Genomic DNA, 24,969 nt, shown 5'->3' with positions numbered 1-24,969 from the left:
CAGGCTGCTTTTGACAGGGGAAATACTTATGAATCTGAAACAACTGGAGGCCTTTGTCTGTGTGGCAGAGGTGAAAAGCTTTTCTCAGGCCGCTAAAAAACTGTATCTGACCCAGCCCACGGTCAGCGCCCATATCCATTCGCTGGAAAAGGAGCTGGGCGCCAGGCTGTTTATCCGGACGACGAAGGACGTGGAATTATCCCCGGCCGGAGAACTGCTGTACGGCAACGCCAGGAAGATGCTGCAGCTGGAAAAGAATATTCTCCGCGATTTTACGAGAGCGGATACGCCGGGAATTCAAAAGATTACGGTGGGCGCTTCCACTGTTCCGGGGCAGTATATTCTTCCTCAGATCCTCTCTCTGTTTTCCAGGACGTATCCGGGGAACCAGCTGGAACTGATGGAGGCGGACAGCCTGGAGGTCGTCCGCATGGTTCTGGATGGAAAGGTGGAGATCGGCTTTACCGGCACACGTCTGGAGGATCCGACCTGCGTATTTGAACCGTTTTACTATGACCGCCTCGTGGTGATCACGCCCAATGCAGAGGCATACCGGGAATACGAGAAGACCGGCTTTCCGATAGAACGCTTCTATGAGGAAAAATGGATTATCCGGGAGGAAGGGTCCGGGACGCGGAAGGAAACGGAACGGTATTTAAAGGAGCACGGCGTGGACTTGAGGCGCATGAATGTAGTGGCGACCATCAGCAATCAGGAGACCATCAAAAAGTCAGTCAGCACCGCCATGGGAATCGCCATGATCTCCAGCGCAGCGGTGGAAGACTATGTGGCTTCCGGCCAGCTTCTACGTTTTCCGCTGGCGGAGGGCGACATTTACCGGAAACTTTACATGGTCTGGAGCAAGAGCAATAAGCCAGGTAAAGCCGCCAGGCTGTTCATACAGTTTGTGAGGGAACTGTATGCTTACTTATAGATGAAAGCTATAAGTATAATGCGATTATCAATTAGACAGGTGTCCCTTTCTTTGCTACACTGAATTCATAAATTTTTCCATTTATGAAAAGGGGGACAACATGAATTTGACGGAATCGAAAAAAACACTGGCGCTATCGGGGGTAATGCTGGGGATCACGGCGGCGGCGCTGGCCTTCTTCGGAAACCCGAAGAACATGGCAATCTGTATCGCCTGCTTTATCCGTGATACAGCGGGAGCCATGAAATTACACCAGGCGGCGGTGGTACAGTATGTGCGGCCTGAGATTGCCGGAATTGTGGCCGGGGCGTTCTTAATCTCTCTGATTACAAAAGAATACCGCTCCACGGCAGGCTCTTCACCGATGATACGGTTTGTGCTGGGGATGGTCATGATGACCGGCGCCCTTGTATTTCTGGGCTGTCCGCTGCGTATGCTGATCCGTATGTCGGCAGGCGATTTGAACGCCTATGTGGCGCTGGCTGGCTTTGTGGGCGGTGTTTTTACCGGAACAGCTGCACTTAAGAGGGGCTTCAGCCTGGGAAGATCGTATGAATCACGAAGCGCCAGCGGATATGTTCTGCCTGTTCTTCTGGTTCTCATACTGATCTTGAGCGTGACGACGAGCCTGATGGCGGTCAGCGAGAAGGGGCCGGGAAGCATGCACGCGCCTGTACTCATCGCACTTGTGGGCGGACTGGTATTCGGAGCCGTCTCACAGAAATGCAGGACCTGCTTTGCCGGAAGCTTCCGTGATGTGATATTAATGAAAAACTTTGATTTAATAACAATTATCGGAGCATTTTTCGCAGTGATGCTTCTGTTTAACATGGTAACCGGAGGCTTTAAGCTTTCCTTCGACGGTCAGCCGGTAGCCCATGCACAGCATTTGTGGAATATACTCGGTATGTATGTGGTTGGATTTGCAGCCGTGCTTGCAGGCGGATGTCCACTCAGGCAGCTGGTTCTGGCGGGACAGGGCTCTTCCGATTCCGCTGTCACCTTCCTGGGAATGTTCATCGGAGCGGCCCTCTGCCATAACTTCGGACTTGCCGGAGCGGCGGCAGCGGCAGCGACGGACACCTCGCCGGCGGCAGCAGGAGGCCCGGGAACAGCCGGAAAAGCCGCGGTCATCATCTGTATTGCGGTGCTGTTTGCCATTGGTTTTCTGCCGGGAATTCAGCGGGAGAAAAAATAGAAGAACAGAGATCAGGAGGAACCCCACATGTATGAGGTAGACGCAAGAGGCTTATCGTGCCCCGAACCGTTAATGCTGGTATCGGAAGCGCTTGAATCCCACCCGGGAGAGCAGATAAAGGTTCTGGTGAGCGAGCCGCATTCCAGAACGAATGTAGAAAAGTTTGTGAAGAACAGAGGACTTACCGTACTGGTAAAAGAGACTGGTTCGGAGTTCGAACTGACGATAGAAGGACAGAGATAGATGAGGCAGAAAGAAAATAAAGTGATCGTGACGTTCCATACAACGGCGGAAGCGATCGCGATGGAGAAAGCCTGTTTAAACGGCAAAATTCCGGGCCGTCTGATTCCGGTTCCGCGCCAGATTTCTTCCGGATGCGGATTGGCCTACTGTGCCGCTGCAGAGCTGGAAGAGATGGTTTTAACGTATATGGAGGAACACGGGCTGCATTATGAGGCGGTTGGCGTGTATCTGATTTGATTCAGGGATAGAAAAGGCGGTCAGAATTCCGGCCGCCTTTTCTGATGCGGCCGGCGCGGAAGAAAACCTGATAAATTTTTAGACTTATAGAAAATAACTATAAGTACTCTGCCTGAATTGTATTCAAAATATCCTTCTAAAGGACGGAAATAAAGAAAAATGCACAAAAATGAAAATAGTATTGACAAATAGTTGTACAATATGGTAGACTCAAACTGTCAGAGGTCAGAAAATTTAATAGAGATAAGTATTCAACAAAACTTATATATGCTCATAATTGGTTGAGCGTTTCTACCAACTACCGTAATAGTTGTCTATAAGTTTTTGCATGACTGTCAGCACGATCAGTAAAGACTGCATAAGACACCAGTCATGTGAAAATTATAGGGGTGACGGTGGTTTTTTTTTGAAATGGAAGTCGTCCGGACGCGGTTTTTAGCTGTCTCTCCTATAACAGGAATACGGAATAGGAGGGAAAATGACCGGAGATAAGAATTTTGTACTGAAGGGAAACATCTGCTACAGTGAAGATGCGAAGAACTTAAAACTGGTGGAGGCAGGATGGCTTGTCTGTAAGGAAGGGCTGTGTGCCGGAGTTTTCGAGACGCTGCCGGAGGAATATGCATCGTATCCGGTAACCGACTGCGGCGATCAGATCATCACACCGGGGCTTGTGGATTTACATGTCCATGCACCGCAGTACGCGTTCCGCGGCCTGGGAATGGATTTAGAGCTTCTGGACTGGCTGAATACCAACACGTTTCCGGAGGAATCCAAGTACCGCGACTTAGAGTACGCGAAGAGCGCCTATGGAATTTTTGCTGATGCCATGAAGAACAGCGCGACCACGAGAGCCTGTATATTCGCCACCATCCACAATCAGGCGACGGAGCTTCTCATGGATCTGATGGAGGAAACCGGATTAAAGACCATGATCGGCAAGGTCAACATGGACCGGAACTCACCGGAGTATCTGTGTGAAGAGAGCGCGGAGCAGTCCGCGGCCGATACGGTGAAGTGGCTGGAGGACACGGCGGGAAAGTACGAGAACGTCCGTCCGATTCTGACGCCGCGTTTTATACCGTCCTGTACGGATGACCTGATGAGAAAGTTAAAAGCGATTCAGAAGAAGTATGACCTTCCGGTTCAGTCTCATTTATCTGAGAATCAGGGTGAGATTGCATGGGTACAGGAACTCTGTCCGGAATCACGCTTCTACGGCGATGCCTACGATCAGTTTGGCCTGTTCGGAGGCGGTGTAAAGACAATTATGGCTCACTGCGTATCCTCGACAGAGGCGGAGATTGAGTTAATGAGGGAACGGGGCGTATACGTCGCCCACTGCCCTGAATCCAATACAAATCTGTCATCCGGTGTAGCGCCGGTGAGAGAATATCTGGACCGGGGAGTTCACACGGGGCTGGGCTCTGACGTGGCCGGCGGCAGCAGGGAATCCATTTTCTATGCCATGGCCCATGCGATACAGGTGTCAAAGCTGAGATGGAGACTTCAGGATACCGGCTTAAAGCCGCTTACCGTGGAAGAGGCCTTCTATCTGGGAACCCTGGGCGGAGGCTCATTCTTTGGAAAGGTCGGAAGTTTCATGGAAGGCTACGAATTTGATGCGTTGATCCTTGATGACAGTGCAATTCGCCATCCACAGCCGCTTACTTTAAAAGAGAGGCTGGAGCGTTTTATCTATCTGTCCGATGAGAGGCACATAAAAGGAAAGATCGTAGCGGGAAAACGGATTTTTTGATATAATGAATAAAAATGGATTGAATTACAACTGAATATTGAAATTCAAATAGTTCCATATACGAAAGAAACCAATATATAATGAGCTGCGTGGGGCTGCTCTGTTATATAAACGAAAATCATTCAACTATCAAGGAGGTAGGAAGTATGGAAACGAAGGGAAACGAGAACTTTTTAGAGAAAATGTTCCATTTGTCAGCGAACCACACGGATGTCAAGACTGAAGTAGTAGCCGGTATCACCACTTTTATGACCATGGCTTACATACTCGCAGTCAACCCGAGCATTTTAAGTGCGGCAGGTATGGACAGCGGAGCCGTATTTACGGCAACAGCACTGGCGGCGCTGGTAGCGACACTGTTAATGGCAGTATTTGCAAACTATCCTTTTGTACTTGCACCTGGTATGGGATTAAATGCATACTTCGCATACACGGTTGTTTTAAACATGGGCTACACCTGGGAGATGGCACTGGCGGCCGTATTCGTAGAAGGTCTCATCTTTATCCTTCTGTCTCTCACCAATGTGCGTGAAGCGATCTTCAATGCGATCCCGATGAACTTAAAACACGCGGTATCCGTTGGTATCGGTCTGTTTATCGCATTTATCGGTCTTCAGAACGCGAAAATCGTTGTGGACGGTGCAACACTTGTTTCTGTTTACTCCTTTAAGGGTGCTTTAAGTGATGGAACCTTCAATTCCGTAGGAATTACTGTTTTATTAGCGATCATCGGTATTCTGATCACCGCGATTTTAGTTGTTAAGAATGTAAAGGGCAATATCTTATGGGGAATCCTGGCAACCTGGATCCTCGGAATGATCTGCCAGGCGGTTGGCTTATATCAGCCGAACCCGGAACTCGGCATGTACAGTGTATTCCCGGATTTATCCTCCGGTTTTGGAATCAAGAGCATGGCTCCAACCTTCTTAAAGGTAGATTTCTCCAGGGTACTGTCGCTTGACTTTGTGGTCGTCATGTTTGCATTCCTGTTTGTAGATATGTTTGATACGTTAGGAACGCTGATTGGTGTTGCTTCCAAGGCCGACATGCTTGATAAAGACGGAAAGCTTCCGCGCATCAAGGGCGCTTTGATGGCAGACGCCGTCGGTACATCGGTAGGTGCGTTATTCGGTACCTCCACAACCACTACCTTCGTAGAGAGCGCTTCCGGCGTTTCCGAAGGCGGCAGAACAGGTTTAACGGCAGTGGTAGCAGCCATTTTATTCGGCTTATCCTTATTCCTGTCCCCGATTTTCTTAGCCATTCCGTCCTTCGCGACGGCTCCGGCTTTGGTAGTAGTAGGCTTCTTAATGCTTACCTCCATTACCAAGATCGACTTCAACGATTTTACCGAAGCGATTCCGTGCTACATCGCAATCATCGCAATGCCGTTTATGTACAGCATTTCTGAAGGTATTGCCATGGGCGTTATCTCCTATGTAGTAATCAACCTGGTGACAGGCCATGCAAAGGAGAAGAAGATCAGTACGCTGATGTATGTTCTGGCGGTACTGTTTGTACTAAAATATATATTGATTTAATAATATATAGAGCAACTGAAAATAGCAGCCTGAGCAAATCAGGAGAACCGGTCATGTAGACACTGTCAAACGGCTGGCGGCGACATCACTTTGATGGACGAAATTGTCCTGAAAAAGTCTCGTCGCTGCCAGCTTTTCTTATTTTTTAAGAACGGGAAACAGCCGGAAGCCTGATTAGCAGGAGAATAAAAGAAACAGGAGGTAGGATACCATGGGAGTTGGTAATAACATGGTCCGCGTTGACGCCATCGAGAAAGTGACCGGCGGCGCTAAATATACAGCGGATTTGGAACCCAAAGGACTTCTTGTGGCTAAGGTCGTAAGAAGCACAATTGCCAATGGTGTAGTAAAAAGCTTTGACTTGGAGGAGGCGCTGGCTGTACCGGGAGTCGTTAAGATCGTTACGTGTTTTGACGTTCCGGATATCCAGTTTCCGACGCCGGGCCATCCGTGGTCTGTGGAGACCGCACATCAGGATATTGCGGACAGAAAGCTGTTAAACACCAGAGTACGCGTCTACGGCGACGATATCGCGGCAGTCATTGCCGAGGATGAGATCGCGGCAAACCGCGCGGCACGTCTGGTAAAGGCAGAGTATGAGGAGTACGAGCCCATGCTCACCGTCGAGGCAGCCATGGCCGAGGGCGCCACGGTGCTCCATGAGGAGAAGCCGGGCAACGTGATCGCACATTCCAGCTTTGTTGTAGGGGAAGGAACCTATAAGGAGGCGGTGGAAGGCGAGGACGTGGTGGAGATTGATCATGTCTATGAGACGCAGAGCGTTCAGCACTGCCATATCGAGACTCCGATTTCCTTTGCCTACATGGAAAAAGGCAGAATTGTGGTGACGACATCGACGCAGATTCCTCATATCGTACGGCGTGTCATCAGCCAGGCGCTGGGAATCCCGGCCGGTGAAATCCGCGTGATCAAGCCTTATATCGGCGGCGGTTTCGGCAACAAGCAGGACGTTCTGTACGAACCGTTAAATGCGTTCCTCTGCACCCAGGTGGGCGGAAGGGGCGTCCGTATGGAGATTTCCAGGGAAGAGACTCTGGCCTGCACGAGAGTGCGCCATGCCATTAAATGCCATGTGAAGGCGGCTGTCAAAAAGGACGGCACGCTGGTGGCGAGAAAATTTGAGGCGTATTCCAACCAGGGCGGTTACGCGTCCCATGCCCATGCGATTGTGGCAAACACATCCAATGAGTTTAAGCAGATTTATCACGATGAGAAAACACTGGAATCCGACGCATATACCGTCTATACAAACATTACCACAGGCGGCGCCATGAGAGGATACGGAATTCCGCAGGCGGCATTTGCGGCGGAATGTATGGCGGATGACCTGGCCGCGGCCATTCATATGGACCCGCTGGAATTCAGAATGAAAAACTGTATGCCGGAGGGCTATGTAGATCCTCATACCCACGTTGCATGTAATACATACGGCTTAAAGGAATGTATGGAAAAGGGCCGGAACTATATTCACTGGGATGAAAAACGGAAAGAGTATGAGAATCAGACCGGTCCTGTCAGAAAAGGAATTGGCATGGCGATCTTCTGTTATAAGACAGGCGTTTACCCGATCTCTCTGGAGACTGCTTCCTGCCGTATGATTCTGAACCAGGATGGCTCCATGCAGCTGCAGATGGGCGCTACAGAGATCGGCCAGGGCGCGGATACCGTATTTACCCAGATGGCGGCGGAGACAACCGGAATTACGGAGGACAGAGTTCACATCCTTTCCACCCAGGATACGGATATCACACCGTTTGATACGGGCGCTTACGCATCCCGGCAGACGTATGTCAGCGGTATGGCCGTGAAGAAGGCCGGACTCATTTTCAAGGACAAAATTCTGGATTATGCGGCATACATGCTGGATAAAGAGAAGGACTCCATGGATATCCGTAATAACGTGGTAGTCGATAAAGAAAGCGGAGAAAAGCTTCTCGATATGGCCGAGCTTGCGACGACGGCGTTCTACAGCCTCGACCGTTCCATCCACATCACGGCGGAGGCGACCAGCCACTGCAAGGACAATACCTTTGCAACAGGCGCCTGTTTTGCAGAGGTGGAAGTGGATATGCCGCTTGGCAAGGTGAAGGTGACTAACATTGTCAATGTTCACGACAGCGGCACGCTGATTAATCCGAAGCTGGCTGAGGCACAGGTACACGGCGGCATGAGCATGGGACTCGGATACGCGCTCAGTGAAGAACTTCTCTTTGATAAGAACGGCAGGCCGTTAAATGACAACCTGCTGGACTACAAACTGCCTACCTCCATGGACACGCCGGATCTCCATGTACAATTTGTGGAACTGGACGATCCGACGGGTCCATTTGGAAATAAAGCGTTAGGGGAGCCGCCGGCCATTCCGGTCGCACCGGCCATCCGGAACGCAGTGTTAAATGCAACTGGTGTAGCGGTAGATTCCCTGCCTCTTGACCCGCAGAAGCTTGTGGCTCATTTTAAGGCAGCGGAACTGATATAGAAGGGACGGTGATAATCCATGTATGATATTGAAAAATTATACCAGGCAAAAGATATAGGGGATGCGATCCGTGCCTTGAAGGAAGACCCGGAGGCCGTCGTCATTTCCGGCGGCAGCGACGTGCTCATTAAGATCAGGGAGGGCAGGCTTGCCGGATGTTCCCTGGTCAGCATTCACGGAATCAAAGAGCTGGAAGGCGTGAGAATGGAAGAGGACGGCACCATCGTTATCGGTCCGGCGACTACATTTTCCCATGTGACCAATAACAGGATCATTCAGAAGTATATCCCGATTTTAGGGGACGCCGTGGATCAGGCAGGCGGACCGCAGCTGCGCAACATCGGTACGGTGGGCGGCAATGTCTGCAACGGTGTGACCAGTGCGGACAGCGCATCGTCACTCTGCTGCCTCGACGCCATTCTGGTGGTGGAAGGACCGGAGGGAGTGCGGGAGATACCGATCCGCGAGTGGTATACCGGTCCGGGAAAGACGGTTCGGAAGCATGATGAGATCCTGACGGCGATTAAGATTAAAAAGGAATCGTATGAAGGATTTGGCGGCCATTACATCAAGTACGGCAAGAGAAACGCCATGGAGATCGCTACCATGGGCTGTGCGGTCACGGTAAAACTGACCGGAGATAAGAAACACATCGAAGAAATACACATCGGCTACGGTGTCGCCGCTCCGACCCCCATCCGCTGTTTTAAGGCAGAGGAAAAGGTAAAAGGCATGGAAATCGGAAACGAGCTGTTTGGGACACTGGGCAAGAGCGTTCTGGAGGAAGTAAATCCGCGTACCAGCTGGAGAGCTTCCAAGGAATTCCGTTTACAGCTCATCGAAGAGATGGCAAAACGTGCCCTGAAACAGGCGATTATAAATGCAGGGGGTGAGTGCAATGCTTAAGATTGTTCATATGATTGTCAACGATAAAGAGGTTGAGGTGGCAGTAGACGACAGGGAATCCTTACTGGAGACGCTGAGAAACCGTCTGGGCCTTACCAGCGTGAAAAAAGGCTGTGAGGTTGGAGAGTGCGGCGCCTGTACTGTCCTGGTGGACGGCGAGGCCATCGACAGCTGTATCTACTTAACCATGTGGGCGGAAGGCCGCCGGATCATGACGGTAGAGGGCTTAAAAGGTCCTAACGGCGAACTGAGTCCGATTCAAAAGGCATTTGTGGAGGAAGCGGCTGTTCAGTGCGGCTTCTGTACACCGGGCCTGATTATGACCGCAGTGGAGATCGTGGGAACCGGCAAACGGTACAACCGCGAGGAACTGAGGAAGATGATATCCGGTCATCTCTGCCGGTGCACGGGATATGAGAATATCTTAAACGCCATGGAGAGAATCGTGGAAGAGACCTATAAGGTCGTTGGAAAAGAGGATTAAAGGGAGAAGCGGAAAACTTTTGGTTAAACGTGTTTCATAGAGAGCAAAAAGCCGGAGCCGGGACATTTGGGAGAGTGTCCCGGCTCCGGCTTTTTGGCGTCACAGCTGCCGCATCAATTCCCCTACAGGAAGCGATTCACGGCGAACTCCGAGGGAGAGGACCGCTGAAAGAAGTTCATAGACAGCGTCGATATCTGATTTTCCAAGCTCGGCCTTCTGGTATTTGAAATAGAAGTCAAGCCCCTGATCGCATGAGGTCTGCATGACGGTTAAGTAGAGCTTCTGGATATCCGCCCTGTTTGAGAACCATTCGGTTCTCAGCGGGATGCGATTCAGCCACGGGTTGGAGGAGGAGAGGGGAAGCGGCTGATAAGTCAGTGCGGCTCCCTCGTAGGTGGTGAGCGGCGGCATGGGAAAGGTATCGGCAAAGAGCCTGTTTACCGTTTCCGGATCCATATTGCTGTGGCGGTAAATGCTGTTTTGACAGGAGGTGATCTGCCGGATTCCGCTTAGAAAAGGCGTGTCGGGGGAGATCACGGTGCGGCAGGGGTAACAATGAATCCGGCAGCCCCCGCAGGTGCGGCTCTGCCTTGAAGTGCGGCGTGATATGTAGTTGCGGATGGTGACATCCCTTTCCTCCCCATTAGTGAAGGACAGAGCGGTGCGCATGGACATGAGAAACAGATTCGTCATGGACACCGAATGTTCCCGGCAAAAGGACTGCAGGCGGGCTGTTTCCTTTTTGGACAGGGTAAAACGCGCCATATCGCCCTCCATAGGCTGTATGACCCGGTCGGCCGCCCGAAGGCCAGGCATGCCGTGGCGGAGACGGCTCTGCTCCAGCGTCCGGGAACCGCCAAAATCGGTATAGACGGGCTCTCCCGCCGTCAGCAGCTGCTTCCAGAAGGCGAGATCCTTCTCCTGTCTCAGGGAATCCTGTTCCCGTTTTAAATCGGACTGCAGGACTTCTTCATAACGCGCGGGCATGGCCGGGACAGGGGCTCCGTAAAGATAGTGGCAGTACAGCCGGAAGGTATCGTTCATCATGGAAATCAGCCCTGCGGAATCCATGATGCGGTGGTCGATGCAGAGATAGACACCGTTAAAGCCGCCGGGAAGGGATACCATGACATAGCGGTGGAGAGGGGCGTCTGCCTTCTCGAAGCCAATGGTGCTCCAGGAGGTCATCAGGTCTTTGATCTCCGCTTTGGTTTTATCCTTCAGATTCCGGTAGGTGATATCGGGAGTGTGTTCAGGAACGATGTACTGGCGGATTCCGCCTTCCCTGTCAGGGGAGGTAAGCTGAACCCGCAGACAGTCGAGACGTTCGGTCTCTTCCGTCAGACATGCCTTTAACAGAGAAAAATCCACCGGCATGCGTATGGAAACACACACGCCGATGGTAAGGACCTGAGTCGTGCCGAATTCTTCGCAAGCGTTCTGAAGCATACGCTGGGAAGCCGTAAGGGGATAGAGATGGTATGCCATGGAGTCACACAGCCTTTCTTATGATGCATAGGTGTTACAGTATATGTGCAATGGGGAAGGCAAATACCATCTTTGTTCAGCAGTCCTTTCTCTATTGGATTGGGCCGCAGGATCCCCGCATCACCAGCTGGGAATGCAGGAGAATGGTGCCGATCGGTACGTCATTTAAGAGGCTGTCGAGAGCGTAGTATCCGCATTTGCCCAGCTTTGGGCGGTCCTGGCGGATGGTGGTGAGAGGGGGATCGGTGTAAGGGCTGATCGGGAGGTCGTCAAAGCCGATGATACTTAACTCCTCCGGAACTCGCTTTCCCAGCTCCTTAAGCTGGACTAAAGCAGCGTTGGCCAGCTGGTCGTGGCTGCATACAATCGCGGTTACGCCGCGGTCTAAGAGCCGCGGCAGGTGCTTCTGGATACATTCGGAGATGTAATAGGAGCTTCCGGAGAGCTGCGGGTCCGAGGAAAGGCCGTTTTGTTTAAGCGCTCCATAGAAGGCCCTGTGACGGAGCAGAAAGACCTGGGAGCCCAGAGCGCCGCTTAAGTAGCCGATCTTTTTGTGGCCCAGGCTTTTTAAGTATTCCACCGCCAGCTCCATCCCTTCATTATTATCGACGCCTACGCTGGCGACGGCCGGATTGCCCTTGATGTCGTTGTCAAAGAGTACCGCCGGGGTGTGGCTTGTCCGGAAATCTTTCATCCAGGCATCGTTTAAGGAAATGCCGAGAACGAAGGAACCAATGTAGTCGTTCTCCAGCATGAATACGTCGTATGGGGTGGATTTCTGCAGCTTGTCGGTAAAGGGGACGACATCCACGGTCAGGCCGGCCGGCTCCGCCATCTTGCGGAAGCCGATGATCAAATCGTAGCCGAAATGGCCAGGCGAGGTGTATTCCATGTTTCCCTCGCCGATCAGGACACATACTTTTTTTGAAACACTTCGTCTGCGTCTCATTTTCGTGTATCCCATCTCGACAGCTGTCTCTAAAATTGTTTTTCGTAATGTTTCGCTGATATCCGGGGCATCGTTTAAGGCCTTGGACACCGTACCTTTGGAAATTCCCAGTTTATCAGCAATATCTGTTATGGTTGCCATTTTTCTTCTCCAGTCGTATCGATCGTTACGTTTCGAAATAAGCGGCTGCATGGCGGAACGCCGTTGCAGCTGACTTTCTTATTATAGTAAAAATAGTGAGAAAAAGCAATAAAATGGCAGCAAATAAAATAAGAAATTTCGACTTGTTTCGTCTGCGGCGAAAAAATAATGAATTATACCATGGTGATACAATGGAAAAACGGAAATATCTAATAGAAAAATTTGGAAAAAATAACGAAAAACGGGTTGACGAACAGAAAAAGAAGGAGTATGATACAACTATACGAAACATAACGAAACTTTTATGGAGAAATCAGGAGGAAGAATGCAATGAAGAGAGGGTTGGTTTTAGCTCTGGCTCTGGCTGTGACGGCGGCTGTGGTAAGCGGCTGCGGGAAGGCGGCTTCGGGGCAGGGAAGCGGGGAGGAAGTCCGGCTGATGGTCTGGTCCCCTTCGGAGGATCAGTCGAAGGACAGCGGCCAGTGGCTGCAAAAAAGCTGCGAGCGCTTTGCCGAACTGCATCCGGAATGGAATATTACGTTTGTGTATGGTGTGGCGGACGAGGCGACGGCGGCGAATCAGGTCTCCCAGGACGCGGAGGCCAGCGCGGATGTGTTCCTCTATGCCAATGATACGCTGACGATCATGACGGACGCCAACGCCCTGGTGAAGTTCGGAGGAAAGTACCGGGAGGAGATCGAGGCGATGAACTCTGCGGAGGTCATCAATTCCGTGACCATGGACGGCGAGCTTTACGGAGTCCCGTTTACGACCAACACCTGGTATATGTACTATGACAAGAGCGTATTTTCGGAGGAAGATATTAAGAATCTCGATACGATGCTTTCCAAGGGCACGGTTTCATTTCCATTTACAAACTCCTGGTATCTGCCTGCATTTTATATAGGAAACGGATGTACTCTGTTCGGAGACGGAACAGACGAGTCAAAGGGGGTGGACTTCGGAGGGGAGAAGGCCGTTGAAGTTACGGAATATCTGGTTGATTTAATCGCGAATCCGAATTTTGTCGTGGATGCCGACGGTTCAGGGATGGCGGGGCTCCGTGACGGGAGTATCCATGCGCTCTTCTCCGGTTCCTGGGATATGGCGTCGGTGAAGGAAATTCTTGGCGGCAATATGGGAGTAGCGGCACTCCCCACTTACACGCTAAACGGTGAGGAGAAGCAGATGAAGTCCTATGCCGGTTCCAAGGCCGTAGGCGTGAATCCTGAATCTTCCTATATGGTGCCGGCCGTCCAGCTGGCCGTTTACTTAGGATCGGCGGAGGCCCAGAAGCTTCACTACGAACTGAGAAACGTGGTACCGTGTAATCTGGAGCTGATGGAGAATCCGGACATCGCGTCGGATGCGCTGGTTACAGCCCAGAACGACACATTCAACCGCACGTCAATTCTTCAGCCGTTTGTGGCAGGCATGAATAACTGCTGGGTGCCTGTGGAGAATATGGGAAAAGGGATCCGGAACAAGAGCGTGACCCATGAGAATGCGAAGGAACAGACGGAAGCCATGAATGCTGCGATGAACAGCAACGGAATCTAAGGGGGACAGGGAAATGGGAAAGTTAAATAGAATCAATGAATTTACAACGCCGTATTCCTTTCGGGAGGCGCTGCGCCGCGGAGGCCTGGAGACGAAGCTTTCCATGATTTTGGCGGGGCTGGGGAATATCGTACATAAACAGGTTGGGAAGGGCCTTCTGTTTCTGGCGGCTGAGGCTGCCTATGTGGTCTTCATGATGACAACCGGTTTTCGCTGCATTGCAATGCTGGGGAGTCTGGGAACCGTGGGTCAGCAGGAAATCTGGGATGAAGTGAATCAGGTCTACCGGTACACCAAGGGAGACCAGTCCGTGCTGATCCTGCTGTACGGCGTGGCGGTGCTGTTTCTGACCGCTTTGATGGCGGCCGCATGGCACGGTGCCGTGAAGAGCGCCTACAAAGCGGAATGTCTGGATAAAGCGGGAAAACACGTGAACAGTTTTTTTGAGGACTTAAAGAGCCTGCTTCATGAGAATCTGTATCGCTTATTTATGACTCCTCCGCTGACCTTTATTTTCGGGTTTACCGTGCTGCCGCTGATCTTTATGATCTGCATGGCCTTTACCAATTACAGCAAGATTGACAACCATCTCGTCCTGTTTGACTGGGTAGGACTCGATAATTTCCGGGCGCTGTTCGATTCCGGCAGTATCCTGGGAAGTACCTTCTGGTCCGTGCTGTCGTGGACTCTGGTCTGGGCGTTTTTTGCAACCTTTACCAACTATATTTTCGGGATGATCCTGGCCATGGCCATCAACCGGAAGGAGACGAAGGCAAAGGGATTCTGGAGGTTCTGCTTCGTGTTATCCTGCGCCGTTCCCATGTTTGTGTCCCTTCTGATCATGAGAACGATGCTGCAGCCTAACGGCGCGGTCAACGTCCTTTTAAGAAATGTGGGGCTGATCGGCGCGGATGCCAGCCTTCCGTTTTTCACGAATCCCACCTGGGCCCGTGTGACGATTATTGTGATCAATATCTGGGTCGGTGTTCCCTACACCCTGCTTCAGCTGACAGGCGTCCTTCAGAGTATTCCGGAGGATTTATACGAGGCGGCAAGAGTGGATGGCGCGAATTCCTTCCAGACCTTCTTTAAGATTACGCTTCCGTATATGCTTTATATCACCACACCGTATTTAATTGCCACCTTTACCGGCAATGTGAATAATTTCAATGTCATCTACTTACTGTCCAGCGGCGATCCGGTGACGGATTTGGCATCCACGGCGGGGAAGACGGATCTTCTCGTCACATGGCTTTACAAGCTGACCATTGATAAGCAGTATTACAATATCGGCGCGGTAATCGGTATCCTGACATTTATCATTCTGGCCGTGGGGGCGCTGTTTACGTACAGAAACAGCAAATCCTATAAAGAGGAGGAGGCGTTCTAAGATGAAAAAGATGAGATCGGCAAAGCAGGTACGGACTGTAAATAATATTCTGGTTCACACGGCGCTTGCCATACTGGCGGCTGTCTGGGTGTTTCCGATCCTGTGGGTGATACTTACCAGCTTCCGTGCGGAGAAGGGGTCCTATGTGTCCACATTTTTCCCGAAGGCATTTACACTGGCTAATTACAGCAGGCTTTTTACAGATACCACCATTTTGAATTTTCCCCGAATGTTTGCCAACACGCTGTTTATCGCAGTGTGCTCCTGCATTCTGTCCACATTTTACGTTCTGGCAGTTTCCTACTGCCTTTCAAGACTGAAATTCCGCATGAGGAAGCCTTACATGAACATGGCGATGATTCTCGGCCTGTTTCCGGGATTTATGTCCATGGTGGCGGTGTATTTCATCTTAAAGGCACTGGGGCTGACAGAGGGGAATCTGATTCGTCTGGCGCTCATTCTCTGCTATTCGGGAGGCGCAGGCCTGACGTTCCAGATCGCCAAGGGCTTCTTCGACACGGTTCCGAGGGCGATCGACGAGGCTGCCTTAATCGACGGCTGCAACCGCTGGCAGATCTTTTCACGGATTACACTGCCGCTCAGCAAGCCGATTATTATTTACACGGTACTGACATCCTTCATTGCACCGTGGGTGGATTTTATCTTTGCAAAGGTGATCTGCCGGGCCAATTCCGACCAGTACACCGTAGCCATCGGCCTGTGGAGGATGCTGGAGAAAGAATACATTGACAGCTGGTATACAAGCTTCGCAGCCAGCGCGGTACTGATCTCCATACCGATTGCAGTCCTGTTTTTGTGTATGCAGAAGTATTACGTCAACGGTATGTCCGGGGCGGTGAAAGGTTAACTTATGACGACAGAGAAAATGACAGCGAGAGAGCTGAAACGCTTCTATGCGGACAGCACATTTAAGAAAAATTATATATATGACGGCCATGACCTGGGCGTTTCCTGCGGTGGTGATGGAACCGTGTTTAAACTGTGGAGCCCAACCGCAGAACGGGTGGAGCTTCATCTCTACCCGGATGGCGGCGAAAGCGGCTGTATGCGCTCTGTCTCCATGGAACAGGGGGAACAGGGGGTATGGCTGTACCGGACGGAGGAAAATCTTCACGGTACCTATTACGATTACGATGTGACTTCCGGCGGAGAGACACGCCGGACGGCGGATCCGTATGCGAAGGCCTGCGGAACCAACGGCAGACGCAGCATGGCGGTGGAACTTGAGAGGACGGACCCGGAAGGCTGGAAGGCAGACCGGGCTCCCGAGCGGCAGCGGGAGGACATTATCTATGAGCTTCATGTAAAAGAATTTTCCTGGGATGAGAGCGCGGGATTTCCGGAGGAGTTGCGGGGAACGTACCGGGCGTTTACGGAGGAGGATACCACGCTGTCAGGAGACTGCGTTCATCCGACCGGTATCCGGTATTTAAAGGAACTGGGCGTGACTCATATTCAGCTGATGCCGGTCTATGATTTCGGCTCGGTCGACGAGGCGGGGGACAGGGAGCAGTTTAACTGGGGATATGATCCGGTCTTTTACAATGTGCCGGAGGGGTCCTATTCCTCTGATCCCTCCCGCGGGGAAGTGCGCATTACGGAGCTGAAAGAACTGGTACAGGCACTGCACCGAAACGGGTTCCGCGTTATCATGGATGTGGTTTACAACCACACCTACTCAGCGGATTCTCCGTTTCAGTGCGTGGCGCCGTGGTATTACTACCGCCAGAACGAGGATGGTACCCTGTCCGACGGTTCGGGATGCGGCAATGACTTTGCCGCCGAGCGGGAGATGGCTGCATCGTTTATTCTGGATTCGGTCCTCTACTGGACGGAGGAGTACCATATGGATGGATTCCGGTTTGATTTGATGGGGCTGCTTCCCACTGAACTGATGAACCGGATTGGCCGCGCCCTGGATTTGAGATACGGCGCCGGTGAAAAGCTGATCTACGGGGAGCCGTGGGCCGCGGACAGGACTCCTATGGAACCGGGGTTCCACCAGGCACTTAAGGATCAGGAAAAGAGACTGGATCCCCGTGTCGCCATGTTCTGCGACAACACGAGGGATGCGATAAAGGGTCACGTCTTTGACGCCCTGCAGCCTGGATTTGTAAATGGAGGAGAAGGGCTGGAACGGGAGATTCTGCACGCGGTTTCGGCCTGGTGTGACAGAGGCGGCGCATTCCGGGCCGGTTCGCCGGAACGGATCTTAAGCTACGTTTCGGCCCACGATAACCTGACTCTGTGGGATAAGCTGATTCTTTCCATGACGGGCCGCTGCGGCAGGAACGTCTTTTACGAAAGGCCGGAGGAGGTCATAAGGGCGTATAAACTGGCCGCTTCGATCTATTTTACGTGCCAGGGGCATTTGTTCTTTCTGTCGGGAGAGGAATTTGCCCGGACGAAGGAGGGGAATGACAACAGCTTCTGCGCCCCCATTTCTTTAAACCGCCTGGATTATAACAGGGCGTATCAATTGGAGGATCTGGTTCAGTTTTACAAAGATTTAATCGCACTGAGAAAATGTCTCCCGGGCCTCTGCGATAAATCGGCGGAAGCAGGAAAACGCATCTTCCGGAAGAATGCCGGCCGGAAAGGCGTGGTGAGTTTTCAGGTGGATAACCGGTGCAAAGAGGCGGAAACGGGGAACAGGAAACAGGATACAGGTTCCGGCGGACTCTGCGATACGCTCTTTATTGCCTATAACAGCCGCCGGCGTCCGGTTAAGATGGCGCTTCCGGCCGGGGAGTGGGAGGCGTTTTTAAAGGACGGAGACAGCGGGATGTGGAGACGGCCGCAGAGAGAGACGTATTCGGGGATTTTCATGGTTCCGCCTGTCTCGGCGGTTATTATGGGGAAGAAAAGGGAGATCATGCAGGAGGCGGAGCGATGAAGTTTATATATGGGAAACAGGATTTTAAGACTCTGGAACGCGGTCAGGAAACCTGCTGCCTTCTGACCAACGGGCTTGGCGGTTTCTCCTCGGTTACGGCGATTGGCTCGTCGGCCCGCAGCGATCATGCGTTTTTCATGGCCTGCATGAAAGCTCCGAATCACAGATACAACATGATTCACCGGCTGTGTGAGCGGCTGGTAACGGCAGAGAAAGCGGTATTCCTTTCCAGTCAGGAGTTTGCAGGTGAAAGGGAACCGGAAGACGGATTTCTCCGCCTCTCCTCCTTTCAGTTTGAGGACTGTCCCGTGTGGGTCTATCACGCGGATGGGGTCGAGGTCATAAAGACGACGGCCATGAAACAGGGGGAGAACACGATTGCCGTCCGGTATGAGATCCATAATCACAGGAGAGAGGCGTGTCATCTCGAGGTGATTCCCTTTATGCAGTTTGTGAAGAAGGGCGGCGATTTAAGCCCGGATCAGGTATTTACCTGTTCAGACGGCAGAATCAGCTCGGCGGGGATGACGCTCTATTTTACAGCAGGCGGCAGTGTGAAGACCTTTGAACCGGTCTCTGAGACGTACTATTACGCCTGTGACGCCTGTGACGGACGGCGAGAGACGGGAACGGCGCTGGCCAATCATGCGGTCTGCTGTACCACCGGTCCCGGGGGCAGTTCAAAGCTGGAGCTTGTATACTCCACGGAGCCTGTGACGGAAACGGCGGAAAAAATCATAGATGATGCGGTCCGGTACAGAAAGGACTTAGAGAGGCAGGCTGGTTTTAAGTCTGAGGCGGCTTCCATGCTGGCGAAAAGCGCGGCTCAGTTTATCTCCCGCCGGGAATCCACCGGAGGGGATACGATTTTGGCCGGATATCCGTTTTTCGAGGACTGGGGCCGGGATACCATGATTGCGCTGAGCGGCTGTGCACTGGCGACAGGGCGGTACGGGACGGCAAAGAGGATATTGAGGACATTTTTGAAGGCGGAGAGGAACGGGCTGATGCCGAATCTCTTCCCGGAAGGCGGCAGCGAACCCATGTATAATACGGTGGATGCGGCTCTTCTCTTTATCAACAGTGTTTATCTGTATTTTGAGAGGACAAATGACATATCCTTGGTAAGAGAGTGCTGTCCGGTCATGGAGCATATTGTGAAACAGTATGAGACAGGGACGGATTTCGGTATTCATATGGATGAAGACGGGCTGATCACAGCGGGACAGGGCTTCGATCAGGTAACCTGGATGGATGTGCGGATCGGTGACATACTCCCTACGCCGCGCCACGGAAAACCGGTGGAGATCAACGCCTACTGGTACAATGCACTGCGGATTATGGAGAAATTTACTGAGAGCCCGGAGGCGGCCAGGCATTATGGTCATCTGGCGGAATTGGTAAAGCAGTCGTTTCAGGAGAAATTCTGGCTGGAGGAGAAGCACTGCCTGAGGGATGTGGTCTCCGGGGCGGAAGAACGTGATATCCCCGACAACCAGATCCGCTGCAACCAGATCTGGGCGGTTTCCATGAATTTTTCCATGCTTCCTCCGGAAAAAGAGAAACAGGTGGTGGAAACTGTGGCGGAAAAGTTGTATACTCCTTATGGACTGAGAACGCTGTCGGAGGATGACAGAGAGTTCAGACCATGTTACGGAGGCAGCCAGTTTGACAGGGATTTAGCGTATCATCAGGGTACGGTCTGGGTATTTCCGCTGGGCGGATACTACCTTGCGTATTTGAAGGTGCATGGATACAGCGAAGCTGCAAAAGCGGAGGTGTACCGCCGGCTGGAGGTTTTGGAAGGCGCCATGCGGGAAGGATGCGCCGGACAGCTGCCTGAGATCTATGACGGGAAAAATCCCGTTTCCTCGAAGGGCTGTTTTGCCCAGGCGTGGAGTGTGGGAGAAATCCTCCGTGTATATGAAGCTTTGGAAAGATCATGAGAAAAGGAGAATCGATGATGATGGAACAGGAATTAAATAAAGTTCTCGGCGAAAGATTTGGAAAAACGATTGAGGAGGCCTGCATGGAGGAAATTTACCATGCGCTTCTTACCATTGTAAAGGGGAAAATGAAGGATCTCACCCCAAATACGGGAAGCAGGAAACTCTACTATATTTCGGCAGAATTTTTGATCGGAAAGCTGCTCTCCAACAATTTGATCAATCTCGGACTTTTTGATGAGACGGCGGAAGTTTTAAAGAAGCACGGTATCGATATTGCAGATATTGAGGAGGCGGAACTGGAACCGTCACTGGGAAACGGCGGCCTTGGAAGACTGGCGGCCTGCTTCCTTGATTCCATTGCGACGCTGAAGCTGCCGGGCGACGGCGTGGGTTTAAATTACCATGACGGCCTCTTTAAACAGACCTTTGCGGATCATAAACAGAGGGAGGAAAAGAATCCGTGGATGACCGGGGACGACTGGCTGACGAGGACGGATGTTCACTTCGAGGTGCCGTTTAAGGATCTTACGGTAACCTCCACCATGTATGACATCGACGTGCCGGGTTACGAAGGCGGAAAGAATTCCCTCCATTTATTCGATTTAGACTCGGTGGACGAATCCATCATCCATGACGGAATCGAGTTCGATAAAGAAGATATCCGGCGTGGGCTGACTCTCTTCCTCTATCCGGATGACAGCGACGAAAAGGGACAGCTTCTGCGTATCTATCAGCAGTATTTTATGGTAAGCAACGCGGCTCAGCTGATTTTAAAGGAGACGGAAGAGCGTGGATTTGATCTGTACCATCTCCATGAGCATGTAGTAATCCAGATCAACGATACCCATCCGACCATGGTGATCCCGGAACTGGTTCGCCTTCTGATGGCAAGAGGCTTTAACATCGACACAGCCATCGATGTGGTGAGAAAAACGTGTGCGTACACCAACCACACGATTCTGGCAGAGGCCCTGGAAAAATGGCCTGCTTCCTATTTGGAAAAGGTGGTTCCGCAGCTGATGCCGATTATCCGGGAACTGGATAAGAGGGTGAGACGCGATTTCCACGATGAGAAAGTCTATATCATCGACGCACAGGAGCGCGTTCATATGGCTCATATCGATATCCATTACGGACAGAGCGTCAACGGTGTTGCGGCTCTTCATACGGAGATTCTTGAGGAGTCAGAGTTAAAGCCGTTTTACGATATTTACCCGGAAAAATTCAATAATAAGACGAACGGAATTACATTCCGCAGATGGCTGCTGCACTGCAACCATGAACTGTCTTCCTATATCGAGGAGCTGATCGGATCCGGCTTTAAGATTCACGCGGAAGAACTGGAAAAACTCCTTGCATATCAGGATGACGAGGCAGTTCTGGACCGTCTCCGCCAGATTAAGCAGAATGCCAAGCTGGACTTAAAGAAGTATTTGAAGAACACACAGGGAATCGAGATCGACGAGAATTCTGTCTACGATATTCAGGTGAAGCGTCTCCATGAGTACAAGCGCCAGCAGATGAACGCACTTTACGCTGTTTATAAGTATCTGGAGATCAAGAAGGGCAATCTGCCGAAGCGTCCGGTTACCATGATCTTCGGCGCAAAGGCGGCTCCGGCCTATACGATAGCCAAGGATATAATCCATTTGATTCTCTGTCTGCAGGAGTTAATCGACAGCGATCCGGAAGTGAGTCCGTATTTAAAAGTTGTTATGGTGGAGAATTACAATGTGAGCAAGGCTGCGAAGCTGATCCCGGCCTGCGACATTTCCGAGCAGATTTCCCTGGCTTCCAAGGAGGCGTCCGGAACCGGCAACATGAAGTTTATGTTAAACGGCGCGGTGACCCTGGGAACCGAGGATGGAGCCAACGTGGAGATTCATCAGCTGGTGGGCGACGAGAATATCTATATTTTCGGAAAGTCCTCCGATGAGGTGATCAGGCTCTACGATACCAGCGGCTACTGTTCCAGAAAGATTTATGAGAGCGACAGCCTGGTGGAGGAACTGGTGGACTTTATCATCAGCAAGAAGATGATCTTAACCGGCGATCCGGTAAATCTGGGAAGACTTTACAAAGAACTGGTTTCCAAGGACTGGTTTATGACGCTTCTCGATCTGAGGGAATATATCGCAGTGAAAGAGCAGATGCTGGCAGATTACGAGGATGAGCGTGCCTGGGCCCGCAAGTCTCTGATTAATATTGCGAAGGCGGGATATTTCTCCTCTGACAGAACCATTGAAGAATATAATCGGGATATCTGGCACCTGTAAACAGGACGGTCCCCTGGGCACTGGTCAGGGCCGGATCAGACGCTGGAGGAAAGGGAATGAAAATGGAAGAGAGAAACGGACAGAAATGGTGGAAAACATCGGTGATCTATCAGATTTATCCCAGAAGCTTTAAGGACAGCGACGGCGACGGAATCGGAGATTTGAACGGAATCATAGAAAAACTGGATTATCTGGAGGAACTGGGGATCGACGCCGTCTGGCTTTCACCTGTGTGCAAGTCGCCTCAGGACGACAACGGGTATGATATCTCGGATTACCAGGATATCGACCCGCTGTTCGGAAGTCTCCTGGATATGGAACGCCTGATTAAGGAAGCGGGAGAGCATGGGATTAAGATCATTATGGACCTGGTCTTAAACCATACGTCGGATGAACACCGGTGGTTTTTAGAAGCGAAGAAGAGCAGGGATAATCCCTACCATGACTACTACGTCTGGCGCGACGGTGAGGAGGGCGTCTTACCCAATGACATGAGAGCCTGCTTTGGCGGCCCGGCATGGGAGTGGGTACCGGAACTGTCCCAGTATTATTTTCACCAGTTCTCCGTCAGGCAGCCGGATTTGAACTGGGAAAATGAAGCCGTACGCAGAGAAATCTATGACATGATCCGCTGGTGGATGGAGAAAGGCGTGGGCGGTTTCCGTTTGGATGTCATCGATCAGATCGCAAAGGAACCGGACATAAAGATTACGGGCAATGGACCCCGTCTTCATGAATTTATCCGCGAACTGAGCCGCGAGACATTTCAGAAGGGCGATATCGTCACCGTAGGCGAGTGCTGGGGCGCCGATACGGAGCGTGCAAAGCTCTACAGCGCGCCTGATGGAAGCGAGTTCTCCATGGTGTTCCAGTTCGAACACATTATGCTGGATTCCGTACCGGGCAGGGAGAAATGGGATCTGGCCCCCCTACCGTTTGTAAAACTCAAGGAAGTTTTGAACAAATGGCAGTGTGAACTGCAGGGAAGCGGCTGGAACAGCCTCTTTTGGGATAATCATGATCTGCCGAGGATCGTATCGAGGTGGGGCAATGATAAGGAATACCGCGTGGAGTCCGCTAAGATGCTGGCTACGGTTCTCCATGGTATGCAGGGAACGCCTTATATCTACCAGGGTGAGGAACTGGGCATGACGAACACGGACTATGAGATCGGAGAGTACCGCGATATTGAGACGCTTCATATGTATGAGGAACGTCTGGAAGCCGGATATTCCGAGGAAGAGATCATGCGGTCGATCCACGCCAAAGGACGGGACAATGCCAGGACACCGATGCAGTGGAGCGGCGGCGAGGGAGCCGGATTCACGACAGGAACGCCATGGATCCGCATTAACGATAATTACAGGGAGATCAATGCGGAAACGGAAGCGGCAGACCCCTGGTCGGTCTTCCATTATTATAAGAGGCTGATCCAATTGAGGAAAGAGTATCCGGTCTTTGTACATGGAAGCTTCCGGCTGCTTCTGGAGGACGATCCGAATATTTTTGCATACGTGAGAGAATGGGAGGGCGTCCGTCTGTTAGTACTCTGCAATTTCTTTGGCAGTGAAATAGAGTGTCCTTTAAAGGAGATGTGGGAAGGGAAAAAACGGCTCCTGTGCAATTACCAGGAGGTGGAGAATGAGGAGATTCTGAGGCCGTATGAGGCGCGGATGATTCTGATTTAAGAGAAATTCTATTTTAAGGAAAAAACGCTTTGGCCCGGCGGCTGAACCTGCGGAGAAAGACTGCAGGGGAGGCACCGGGACAGGGCGTTTTTTTCTTGCCTGTATGATGAGCTGAACTGCACAACCCTGGTGAACGCCGCTGATATGGGAAACGAACTTGGTGGTGTGCTGTTAACGAACAGAAATGGTGAGGAGGGAAAGTACCGGTCCTTTGGAAAAACAGCCTGCATAAAAAGATTTGGGTGCATGCACGTATCAGTTCCAGGAACACAGGGGGTTGGGGCAGTGTAGGCAGAAGGGCGTGATTCTGGATTTCGGCATCTGTTTTAATATTACAAGTGTGAATGAATTGTTTTTATCGGCACACCTAATTGCGCTTGTATGTATTCTATGGTCTGTCCGTCAATATAAGTTTGTGGGTTCATGATGTCAAGTTCGAAACACGCAAAACCACATTCAAAATGATAATGTAGATCATTCAGAGTAGTCTTGCAACCGCAGCAAGGTACAATGATATCTAAAGATTGCTGTTCTCCCGTTAAAGCATTATCCATTGTCTCACCCCACCAGCCAAAATCAATGATTGCACCACATTTTGGACATTGTATTTTCACTAAATTGGAACCGCAATCAATAAAGGCCGGTTTGTCATATGTCCGCACCGTAATACTATCTGCCTTTAGTTTTGTTTGGAGCAGCTTACACGTTTTTTCGAATGTTGACTGCTCAATGTGTCGAAATGGATCTGTTGGAATAACCTTAACGATATAGTCTGACATTTTTCCTCCATTCTCTCCTGCTCAGATAAA

19 protein-coding genes and 1 riboswitch are annotated in these 24,969 nt (G+C 51.3%); of the genes, 16 read left to right on the top strand and 3 right to left on the bottom strand.

Annotated features, from left to right (window positions below):
- Nucleotides 1-28 precede the first annotated feature (28 nt).
- The 9 genes from NE473_RS22805 to xdhC all read left to right on the top strand — a co-directional run bounded on the left by NE473_RS22805 (nucleotide 29) and on the right by xdhC (nucleotide 9,802).
- Complete coding sequence (locus NE473_RS22805) at nucleotides 29-934, top strand: selenium metabolism-associated LysR family transcriptional regulator (RefSeq protein ID WP_006772281.1); 906 nt, start codon at nucleotides 29-31, stop codon at nucleotides 932-934.
- Between the two features lie 100 nt (nucleotides 935-1,034).
- Nucleotides 1,035-2,132, top strand: a complete 1,098-nt coding sequence (yedE, locus tag NE473_RS22800; RefSeq protein ID WP_055651247.1) for a YedE family putative selenium transporter — start codon at nucleotides 1,035-1,037, stop codon at nucleotides 2,130-2,132.
- 27 nt (nucleotides 2,133-2,159) lie between these two features.
- On the top strand, nucleotides 2,160-2,375 hold the full coding sequence (locus NE473_RS22795) for a sulfurtransferase TusA family protein (protein WP_055651246.1): 216 nt from the start codon (nucleotides 2,160-2,162) through the stop codon (nucleotides 2,373-2,375).
- The gene (locus NE473_RS22790; protein WP_022032894.1) at nucleotides 2,376-2,612 is read left to right on the top strand and encodes a putative Se/S carrier protein; all 237 of its coding nucleotides are present in this window, start codon (nucleotides 2,376-2,378) and stop codon (nucleotides 2,610-2,612) included.
- 241 nt (nucleotides 2,613-2,853) lie between these two features.
- Nucleotides 2,854-2,949: riboswitch (purine riboswitch) on the top strand.
- A 141-nt stretch (nucleotides 2,950-3,090) separates the two neighbouring features.
- On the top strand, nucleotides 3,091-4,371 hold the full coding sequence (locus NE473_RS22785; RefSeq protein WP_055651245.1) for an amidohydrolase family protein: 1,281 nt from the start codon (nucleotides 3,091-3,093) through the stop codon (nucleotides 4,369-4,371).
- Nucleotides 4,372-4,517: 146 nt separating this feature from the next.
- Nucleotides 4,518-5,912 carry an NCS2 family permease gene (locus NE473_RS22780; RefSeq protein WP_055651244.1) on the top strand — a complete coding sequence of 465 codons (1,395 nt, stop codon included), beginning with the start codon at nucleotides 4,518-4,520 and terminating at the stop codon, nucleotides 5,910-5,912.
- A gap of 211 nt (nucleotides 5,913-6,123) precedes the next feature.
- Nucleotides 6,124-8,412: a xanthine dehydrogenase subunit XdhA gene (xdhA, locus tag NE473_RS22775; protein ID WP_022032891.1), complete on the top strand. Its 2,289-nt coding sequence runs from the start codon at nucleotides 6,124-6,126 to the stop codon at nucleotides 8,410-8,412.
- Nucleotides 8,413-8,430: 18 nt separating this feature from the next.
- The gene (gene xdhB, locus NE473_RS22770) at nucleotides 8,431-9,318 is read left to right on the top strand and encodes a xanthine dehydrogenase subunit XdhB (protein WP_055651243.1); all 888 of its coding nucleotides are present in this window, start codon (nucleotides 8,431-8,433) and stop codon (nucleotides 9,316-9,318) included.
- Nucleotides 9,311-9,802 (top strand): xanthine dehydrogenase subunit XdhC, encoded by a 492-nt coding sequence (gene xdhC / locus NE473_RS22765; RefSeq protein ID WP_006772291.1) that lies wholly within the window; start codon nucleotides 9,311-9,313, stop codon nucleotides 9,800-9,802. Before xdhB ends, xdhC begins: the two co-directional genes overlap by 8 nt.
- 99 nt (nucleotides 9,803-9,901) lie before the next feature.
- Here xdhC and NE473_RS22760 read toward each other — a convergent pair whose 3' ends face one another.
- Both NE473_RS22760 and NE473_RS22755 read right to left on the bottom strand, forming a co-directional pair.
- A complete protein-coding gene (locus NE473_RS22760; protein WP_055651242.1) occupies nucleotides 9,902-11,290 on the bottom strand; it encodes a condensation domain-containing protein in 1,389 nt (462 codons plus the stop codon).
- A 91-nt stretch (nucleotides 11,291-11,381) separates the two neighbouring features.
- Complete coding sequence (locus NE473_RS22755; protein ID WP_022032888.1) at nucleotides 11,382-12,380, bottom strand: LacI family DNA-binding transcriptional regulator; 999 nt, start codon at nucleotides 12,378-12,380, stop codon at nucleotides 11,382-11,384.
- Nucleotides 12,381-12,710: 330 nt separating this feature from the next.
- Between NE473_RS22755 and NE473_RS22750 the strand changes: the two genes are divergently transcribed.
- From NE473_RS22750 to NE473_RS22720, 7 genes are all read left to right on the top strand, one after another.
- Complete coding sequence (locus NE473_RS22750; RefSeq protein ID WP_055651241.1) at nucleotides 12,711-13,940, top strand: extracellular solute-binding protein; 1,230 nt, start codon at nucleotides 12,711-12,713, stop codon at nucleotides 13,938-13,940.
- Between the two features lie 13 nt (nucleotides 13,941-13,953).
- The gene (locus tag NE473_RS22745; RefSeq protein ID WP_055651240.1) at nucleotides 13,954-15,330 is read left to right on the top strand and encodes a carbohydrate ABC transporter permease; all 1,377 of its coding nucleotides are present in this window, start codon (nucleotides 13,954-13,956) and stop codon (nucleotides 15,328-15,330) included.
- Nucleotide 15,331: 1 nt separating this feature from the next.
- Complete coding sequence (locus NE473_RS22740) at nucleotides 15,332-16,198, top strand: sugar ABC transporter permease (protein ID WP_022032885.1); 867 nt, start codon at nucleotides 15,332-15,334, stop codon at nucleotides 16,196-16,198.
- Nucleotides 16,199-16,201: 3 nt separating this feature from the next.
- Complete coding sequence (gene pulA, locus NE473_RS22735; RefSeq protein WP_055651239.1) at nucleotides 16,202-18,247, top strand: type I pullulanase; 2,046 nt, start codon at nucleotides 16,202-16,204, stop codon at nucleotides 18,245-18,247.
- Entirely contained in the window at nucleotides 18,244-20,193 is a 1,950-nt protein-coding gene (locus tag NE473_RS22730; RefSeq protein WP_055651238.1) for an amylo-alpha-1,6-glucosidase, read from the top strand. The genes pulA and NE473_RS22730 overlap by 4 nt, the downstream gene beginning before the upstream one ends.
- A 20-nt stretch (nucleotides 20,194-20,213) precedes the next feature.
- Nucleotides 20,214-22,472 carry a glycogen/starch/alpha-glucan phosphorylase gene (locus tag NE473_RS22725; RefSeq protein ID WP_055651258.1) on the top strand — a complete coding sequence of 753 codons (2,259 nt, stop codon included), beginning with the start codon at nucleotides 20,214-20,216 and terminating at the stop codon, nucleotides 22,470-22,472.
- Between the two features lie 62 nt (nucleotides 22,473-22,534).
- Complete coding sequence (locus tag NE473_RS22720; protein ID WP_055651257.1) at nucleotides 22,535-24,160, top strand: glycoside hydrolase family 13 protein; 1,626 nt, start codon at nucleotides 22,535-22,537, stop codon at nucleotides 24,158-24,160.
- A 332-nt stretch (nucleotides 24,161-24,492) separates the two neighbouring features.
- Here the strand turns inward: NE473_RS22720 and NE473_RS22715 are convergent, their stop codons facing one another.
- Nucleotides 24,493-24,939, bottom strand: a complete 447-nt coding sequence (locus NE473_RS22715; RefSeq protein ID WP_055651237.1) for a hypothetical protein — start codon at nucleotides 24,937-24,939, stop codon at nucleotides 24,493-24,495.
- Between the last annotated feature and the right edge of the window lie 30 nt (nucleotides 24,940-24,969).

It is taken from the genome of Hungatella sp. SL.1.14 (assembly GCF_024460495.1).
Classification (GTDB): Bacteria; Bacillota; Clostridia; order Lachnospirales; family Lachnospiraceae; genus Hungatella; species Hungatella hathewayi.
This window is presented reverse-complemented; position numbering and strand designations above follow the sequence as displayed.

Bases quoted from the DNA above. Each gene is read 5' to 3' on its own strand.
- NE473_RS22805 (WP_006772281.1), top strand. From the start codon at position 29: ATGAATCTGAAACAACTGGAGGCCTTTGTCTGTGTGGCAGAGGTGAAA.
- yedE (WP_055651247.1), top strand. From the start codon at position 1,035: ATGAATTTGACGGAATCGAAAAAAACACTGGCGCTATCGGGGGTAATG.
- NE473_RS22795 (WP_055651246.1), top strand. From the start codon at position 2,160: ATGTATGAGGTAGACGCAAGAGGCTTATCGTGCCCCGAACCGTTAATG.
- NE473_RS22790 (WP_022032894.1), top strand. From the start codon at position 2,376: ATGAGGCAGAAAGAAAATAAAGTGATCGTGACGTTCCATACAACGGCG.
- NE473_RS22785 (WP_055651245.1), top strand. From the start codon at position 3,091: ATGACCGGAGATAAGAATTTTGTACTGAAGGGAAACATCTGCTACAGT.
- NE473_RS22780 (WP_055651244.1), top strand. From the start codon at position 4,518: ATGGAAACGAAGGGAAACGAGAACTTTTTAGAGAAAATGTTCCATTTG.
- xdhA (WP_022032891.1), top strand. From the start codon at position 6,124: ATGGGAGTTGGTAATAACATGGTCCGCGTTGACGCCATCGAGAAAGTG.
- xdhB (WP_055651243.1), top strand. From the start codon at position 8,431: ATGTATGATATTGAAAAATTATACCAGGCAAAAGATATAGGGGATGCG.
- xdhC (WP_006772291.1), top strand. From the start codon at position 9,311: ATGCTTAAGATTGTTCATATGATTGTCAACGATAAAGAGGTTGAGGTG.
- NE473_RS22760 (WP_055651242.1), bottom strand. From the start codon at position 11,290: ATGGCATACCATCTCTATCCCCTTACGGCTTCCCAGCGTATGCTTCAG.
- NE473_RS22755 (WP_022032888.1), bottom strand. From the start codon at position 12,380: ATGGCAACCATAACAGATATTGCTGATAAACTGGGAATTTCCAAAGGT.
- NE473_RS22750 (WP_055651241.1), top strand. From the start codon at position 12,711: ATGAAGAGAGGGTTGGTTTTAGCTCTGGCTCTGGCTGTGACGGCGGCT.
- NE473_RS22745 (WP_055651240.1), top strand. From the start codon at position 13,954: ATGGGAAAGTTAAATAGAATCAATGAATTTACAACGCCGTATTCCTTT.
- NE473_RS22740 (WP_022032885.1), top strand. From the start codon at position 15,332: ATGAAAAAGATGAGATCGGCAAAGCAGGTACGGACTGTAAATAATATT.
- pulA (WP_055651239.1), top strand. From the start codon at position 16,202: ATGACGACAGAGAAAATGACAGCGAGAGAGCTGAAACGCTTCTATGCG.
- NE473_RS22730 (WP_055651238.1), top strand. From the start codon at position 18,244: ATGAAGTTTATATATGGGAAACAGGATTTTAAGACTCTGGAACGCGGT.
- NE473_RS22725 (WP_055651258.1), top strand. From the start codon at position 20,214: ATGGAACAGGAATTAAATAAAGTTCTCGGCGAAAGATTTGGAAAAACG.
- NE473_RS22720 (WP_055651257.1), top strand. From the start codon at position 22,535: ATGGAAGAGAGAAACGGACAGAAATGGTGGAAAACATCGGTGATCTAT.
- NE473_RS22715 (WP_055651237.1), bottom strand. From the start codon at position 24,939: ATGTCAGACTATATCGTTAAGGTTATTCCAACAGATCCATTTCGACAC.